Raw genomic sequence first — 6004 nt, 5'->3', positions numbered from 1 at the left:
GTCTGATAATAGTTTGGATGTGCGAGTTGAAGCACTGCGACAAATAGCTACTGGTTGGAAACATGAGCCGGAAATTCTAGAATTACTCAAACAATGGGTAGTGTCTGATAATAGTTTGGATGTGCGAGTTGAAGCACTGCGACAAATAGCTACTGGTTGGAAACATGAGCCGGAAATTCTAGAATTACTCAAACAATGGGTAGTGTCTGATAATAGTTTGGATGTGCGACTTGAAGTGCTGCGACAAATAGCTACTGGTTGGAAACATGAGGTGGGAATTTTTGAATTATTCACACAGAGGCTAGTGTCTGATGATAGTTGGAATGTGCGACTTGAAGTGCTGCGACAGATAGTTACTGGTTGGAAACATGAGGTGGGAATTTTAGAATTATTCACACAGAGGCTAGTGTCTGATGATAGTTGGAATGTGCGACTTGAAGCACTGCAACAAATAGTTACTGTTTGGAAAGATGAACCGAGAATTTTAGAATTACTCACACAGAGGCTAGTGTCTGATGATAGTTGGAATGTGCGACTTGAAGCGCTGCGACAAATAGCTGCTGGTTGGAAACATGAACCGGGAATTTTTGAATTGCTTCATCACACCACCCTCAATGATTCCTTTCAACGTGAAAATAAGTATCAAAACAACCCTCGACAAATTGCACTAGAGGCAATAGTAAAACATTACCCAGAGCATCCGCAAACTCTCCCACTATTACAAGACAGAGCAGAAAATGACTCAGACGAACAACTTCGGGAGTGGGCAAAAAAGAAATTGCAGCAATTAGAGAATTAATCCACTTTCAGTCATTGCCACCCATAGGGAAACAATCTCAAATCCCAGTTTTTCATACCTCATGGGTAAGTCCCACTATAAATTGTGCCTAATTTTTTTATAATGAAAAATAACTAAAACATAGGAGGATTAAATTAATTATGGTTGAATGGTTAGCTATTTGGGGGGTAACTCAGGCGGTTGGGTTTGTGTTTAAACCAATTCTTGAAGACTTAGCTAAAGATGCAGCTAAAGATTATGCTAAGGATTTTTTTAAGAGTAGTATTGGTAATGTTTTTAAAGGGTTAAATAGAGTACCTTTACAAAAAGCGACGGGAAAAGCAATTAAAGAATTTTTAGAATTGGTACAGCAAGAATTGGAAGATGCCGATTTAGATGAAGCTCAATTAAAACAATATATTAAACCTTTAAAACTATTTATTAAAAATCCCGATGTGGCAGAAATTCTCGGCAGTGCTTTTCAGAATGAAATAAAGGTATTAGATACAAAAATATTAGCTACTATCGGGAAGGAAATTTATCCATCTTTACCGAATAATTTTAACTGGGGAAGAGTAGGAAAATTATATCTGAAAAAAGCTAAAGCTATTCGCATAGAGTCCGATGAATTACGGAAAATATTGGATTCAGAAAATCTGGAGAAATTGGCAAATCAAAATACCGAAATTCAACCAGAATTTGACCTAGAAAAATATCAGGAGGGAATTGTCGAACAATATGGGAATCTGAAATTAGAAAGTTTAGATACCAGTGGTTATGCCTATAATCAATTGAAATTATGGCGAATGTTTATTCCTCAAAATGTCCGGGAATCTCAGGAATTTCTGCCTCAAGTACATGAAATTCCTAAAGAATATCGGCAGCGATTAAAGGAGACTGGGCAGTTTGGAGAGGATTTTTCTCAAGAACAATTGGAAGGTCTCCGTCGGAGATATTTAGACCGACCTATTCGTTCAGTTTTAGAGTTAGTTGAAGATAGAAATTATCAATATTTAGTGATTCTGGGAGACCCCGGTTCTGGCAAGTCTACTTTATTACAATATATCGCTCTCCAATGGGCAGAATTACCTCCGAAAGATTTACCTTTACAACCAATTCCTATATTAATTGAACTACGGACTTATGTTAGGAACCATGATGCTAATAAATGCCAAAATTTTCTGATTTTTCTGGAAAAAGGTAGCGGAATAACTTGTCAATTACCTCAACAAGAACTTCATGCAAAATTACAAAATGGCGATGCTATTGTGATGTTTGATGGATTGGATGAAGTTTTCGATCCAGCAAAACGAGAGGAAATAATTACTGATATTCATCGGTTTACTAATGACTATAAAAATGTGCGGGTTATTGTTACTTCGCGGGTGATTGGTTATAAGCCACAAAAACTCCGGGATGCTCAATTTGACCATTTTATGTTGCAGGATTTGTCAGCGGAACAAGTTGAGGATTTTATTCAACGTTGGCATAATTTGACTTATCAAGATGAGGCGGAAAGGGAGAGGAAAAAGGAAAGGTTGAAACGAGCAATTAAAGATTCTTCAGCTATTAAAGAGTTGGCAGGAAATCCATTGTTATTAACTATGATGGCTATCTTGAATCGTCATCAAGAATTGCCGAGAGATAGAGCAGAACTATATAATCAAGCTTCGCGGGTTTTATTACATCAATGGGATATGGAAAGGGCATTAGTTGATGCGAAAATTGACCCGATAACTATTGACTATAAAGATAAACAGGCAATTTTGCGTCATGTAGCTCATTTTATGCAGGGAAATATTGCTGGTTTGGCTGGTAATTTGATTTTGGGAAATGATTTAGAAAGGATTATTTCGGAGTATCTAAAAAGTATAGAGATTAATGATGTGAGAACTGTGGCTAGGGCGTTGATGGAACAGTTACGGAGTCGGAATTTTATTCTGTGTTTTGTTGGGGCTGAATATTATGCTTTTGTGCATCGAACTTTTTTGGAATATTTTTGTGCCAGGGAGTTTGTTTGGCATTTTGAAAAAGAACAGAAAATTTCTAAAAATGAATTGATTGAGAAAGTTTTTGGTAAGCATTGGCAGGATGAAACGTGGCATGAAGTTTTGCGATTAATTGCAGGGATGATAGATGCAAAGTTTGTGGGAGAAATTATTAGTTATTTGATGGAGCAAGATGGGGAAAAGGAAGAATTCAAGAATTTGTTTTTTGCAGGAAAATGTTTGTTTGAAGTGAGGAGTCGTCTGGTTATTAGTAATGTGGGAAATCAGTTATTAGATAGGTTGAAAAATTTAACTGAGTATGATCTTGGTTATTATTATGGAAATTATTATTATTATCTCAATAGCAACTTGAGAGGGTTTAACCCAAGCAATGATTACAAAAAAAGTAGATTTGGTTCGTAAAATTCGTACTCAAGCAGTGGAAGTGGTAGCAGGAAGCTGGAAGGATGAGCGTTCAACTTATATCTGGCTCAAGCAACTGGCAGAGTTTAATGATGATGGAGATGTACGACGAGAAGCAATAGAGCAAATGGCTATTGGTTGGAAATATGAACCAGAGACTTTAACCATGCTCAAAGAATGGGTGCAGCTTGATGATGATCAAGATGTGCGGCGAGAAGCAGTACGACAGATAGCTATGGGTTGGAAAAATTGCCCAGAGACTTTAACCATGCTCAAACAATGGGCGCAGTTTGATGATGATGGCTTTGTCCGACGAGAAGCAGTACGACAAATAGGTATGGGTTGGAAAAATTGTCCAGAGACTTTAACCATGCTCAAACAATGGACGCAGTTTGATGATGAGCAATTTGTGCGACGAGGAGCAATAGAGCAAATAGCTACTGGTTGGAAAAATTGCCCAGAGACTTTAACCATGCTCAAGCAATGGGCGCAGTTTGATGATGATGACTTTGTCCGACGAGAAGCAATAGAGCAAATAGCCACTGGTTGGAAAAATCACCCAGAGACTTTACCCATACTTAAACAACGGGCACAATTTGATGATGATGACTTTGTCCGACGAGGAGCAATAGAACAAATAGCCACTGGTTGGAAAAATCACCCAGAAACCTTACCAATGCTCAAATATCTCGTACAGTTTGATGATGATGAGTTTGTGCGACGAGAAGCAATAGAGCAAATAGCCACTGGTTGGAAAAATCACCCGGAGACTTTACCCATACTTAAACAATTCGTAAACTCCCATAACGAGGATGTCCGACAAGAGGCAGTGCGACAAATAGCTATCCATTGGAAAGGTGAGTTAGAAATTTTACCCATACTTAAAAACCTGGCACAGTCTGATGATGATTCAAATGTACGACAAGAAGCAGTACGGCAAATAGCTACTGGTTGGAAAGATCACCCAGAGACTTTATCTCTACTCAAACACTTGGCACAGTATGATGATAATTCAAATGTACGACGAGAAGCAGTACAGCAAATAACTACTGGTTGGAAAAATGAGGCAGAAATCTTACCGATGCTGAAACAATGGGCACAATTTGATAATAATCAGCAAGTGCGACGAGAAGCGGTACGACAAATAGCTATTGGTTGGAAAGATGAACCAGAGACTTTACCCATGCTCAAACAATGGGCACAATTTGATAATAACTGGCAAGTGCGACTAGAAGCACTCCGACAATTAACAATGGGATGGAAAGATGATCCAGATACTTTACCCATGCTCAAACAGTGGGCACAATTTGATGATGATGCCGTTGTAAGATTGGGAGCAATGCAACAATTAGCTGTTGGTTGGAAAAATCACCCAGATACTTTACATATTATCAAGCAAAGATTACAGTTTGATGATAATTTTCAGGTGCAACGAGAAGCAGTACAACTACTAGGAAAAGTTTGGAAAGATGACTCAGAAACATTACCAATACTCAAACAACTGGCACAGTCTGATAATGATTCATCTGTGAGAGCAGAAGCAGTACAACTATTAGGAAAAGTTTGGAAAGGTGACTCAGAAACATTACCAATACTCAAACAAATGGTCAATTTTGATAGCAATCCGTATGTGAGAGAAAAAGCGTTACGAAAATTAGCAGATGGTTGGAAAAATGACCCGGAAACTCTACCGATACTTAAGCAAAAAGTAGAGACTGATAATGATTCGCGAGTTAGGCAAGAAGCAGTATGGCAATTAGGTTATCGTTGGAAAAATGACCCGGAAACTCTACCGATACTTAAGCGAAAACTAGAGACTGATAATGATTCGCGAGTTCGACGCTCGGTAGTGACACGATTAGCTGAAGGCTGGAAACGCGATCCAGAAATTTTACTCACACTCAAACAACTAGCACAGCCTGGTAATCATTCGGGAGTTCGGCGAGAAGCAGTCGAGCAGTTAGCTAATGTAGGGAAAAGCGATCCAGAAATTTTACCCATACTCAAACAACTAGCACAGTTTGACGATGATTCTAAGGTGCGGCAAGAGGCAGTTGAACAGTTAGTTAATTTAGGAAAAAGCGATCCAGAAACTTTACCTATACTCAAACAACTGGCACAGTCTGATGATAATTCTAATGTACGGCAAGATGCGCTGCAACAAATATCTAGAGGCTGGAAACCTCATACAGAAACATTTCATTTATTTTACAATTGCGCTCTTAATGACTCCTTTCAACCTCAAGATGACTTTGAAAATAATCCTTTTATAACTTTAGTTTCTGCCGGGATTAAAGATTATAATCCTTTTACAATTAGAGTTCCTGTCAGGATTAAACATAACCTCTATCAACCCATGATTAATTTGATTTGCGATCGCGTCCGTGATGAATTTTCCTATATTCAACCTAACCCTCGACAAATTGCACTAGAGGCAATAGTCAAACATTACCCAAACCATCCGCAAACCCTCCCACTATTAAAAGACAGAGCAGAAAATGATCCAGACGAAAAACTGCGGGAGTGGGCAAAGAAGAAATTGCGACGATTAGAAAATTAGTCCAGGTCAGATTTTTCGCCTTTGTTGGGTTGCGCTGCCGCTTAACCCAACCTACCTACTATATATAGTGTCTTTGCGTAAGTCCTGTCTTATGTTTGCTTCTCCCCTACTCCCCTACTCCCCTACTCCCTACTCCCCTACTCCCTCCTCCCCCCCTCCCCTCCTCCCCTACCCCCCTCCCCCCCTCCCCCCCACTCCCCCACCCCCCCACCCCCCCCCTCCCCCCCCCCCCCCCCTCCCCCCTCCCCCACCCCC

At 39.5% G+C, this 6004-nt stretch carries 3 protein-coding genes; all 3 read left to right on the top strand.

Annotation, left to right across the window (positions count from 1 at the left end; translation table 11 throughout):
• Positions 1-799: HEAT repeat domain-containing protein (locus F6K54_RS38755; protein ID WP_293089470.1), on the top strand; the 799-nt coding region annotated here is incomplete at its 5' end.
• Positions 800-939: 140 nt separating this feature from the next.
• A complete protein-coding gene (locus F6K54_RS38750; protein ID WP_293089469.1) occupies positions 940-3189 on the top strand; it encodes an NACHT domain-containing NTPase in 2250 nt (749 codons plus the stop codon).
• Positions 3158-5749, top strand: coding sequence for a HEAT repeat domain-containing protein (locus tag F6K54_RS38745; protein WP_293089467.1), 2592 nt, complete (start codon positions 3158-3160; stop codon positions 5747-5749). Before F6K54_RS38750 ends, F6K54_RS38745 begins: the two co-directional genes overlap by 32 nt.
• Positions 5750-6004 lie beyond the last annotated feature (255 nt).

The sequence above is a fragment of the Okeania sp. SIO3B5 genome, from assembly GCF_010692555.1.
Taxonomy (GTDB): Bacteria; Cyanobacteriota; Cyanobacteriia; order Cyanobacteriales; family Microcoleaceae; genus Okeania.
The sequence above is the reverse complement of the archived record's forward strand: the minus strand, read 5'-3'. Positions and strand labels throughout refer to the sequence as shown.

Excerpts from the sequence above, each read along its gene's own strand:
- F6K54_RS38745 (WP_293089467.1), top strand. The coding sequence starts at position 3,158 with ATGATTACAAAAAAAGTAGATTTGGTTCGTAAAATTCGTACTCAAGCA.
- F6K54_RS38750 (WP_293089469.1), top strand. The coding sequence starts at position 940 with ATGGTTGAATGGTTAGCTATTTGGGGGGTAACTCAGGCGGTTGGGTTT.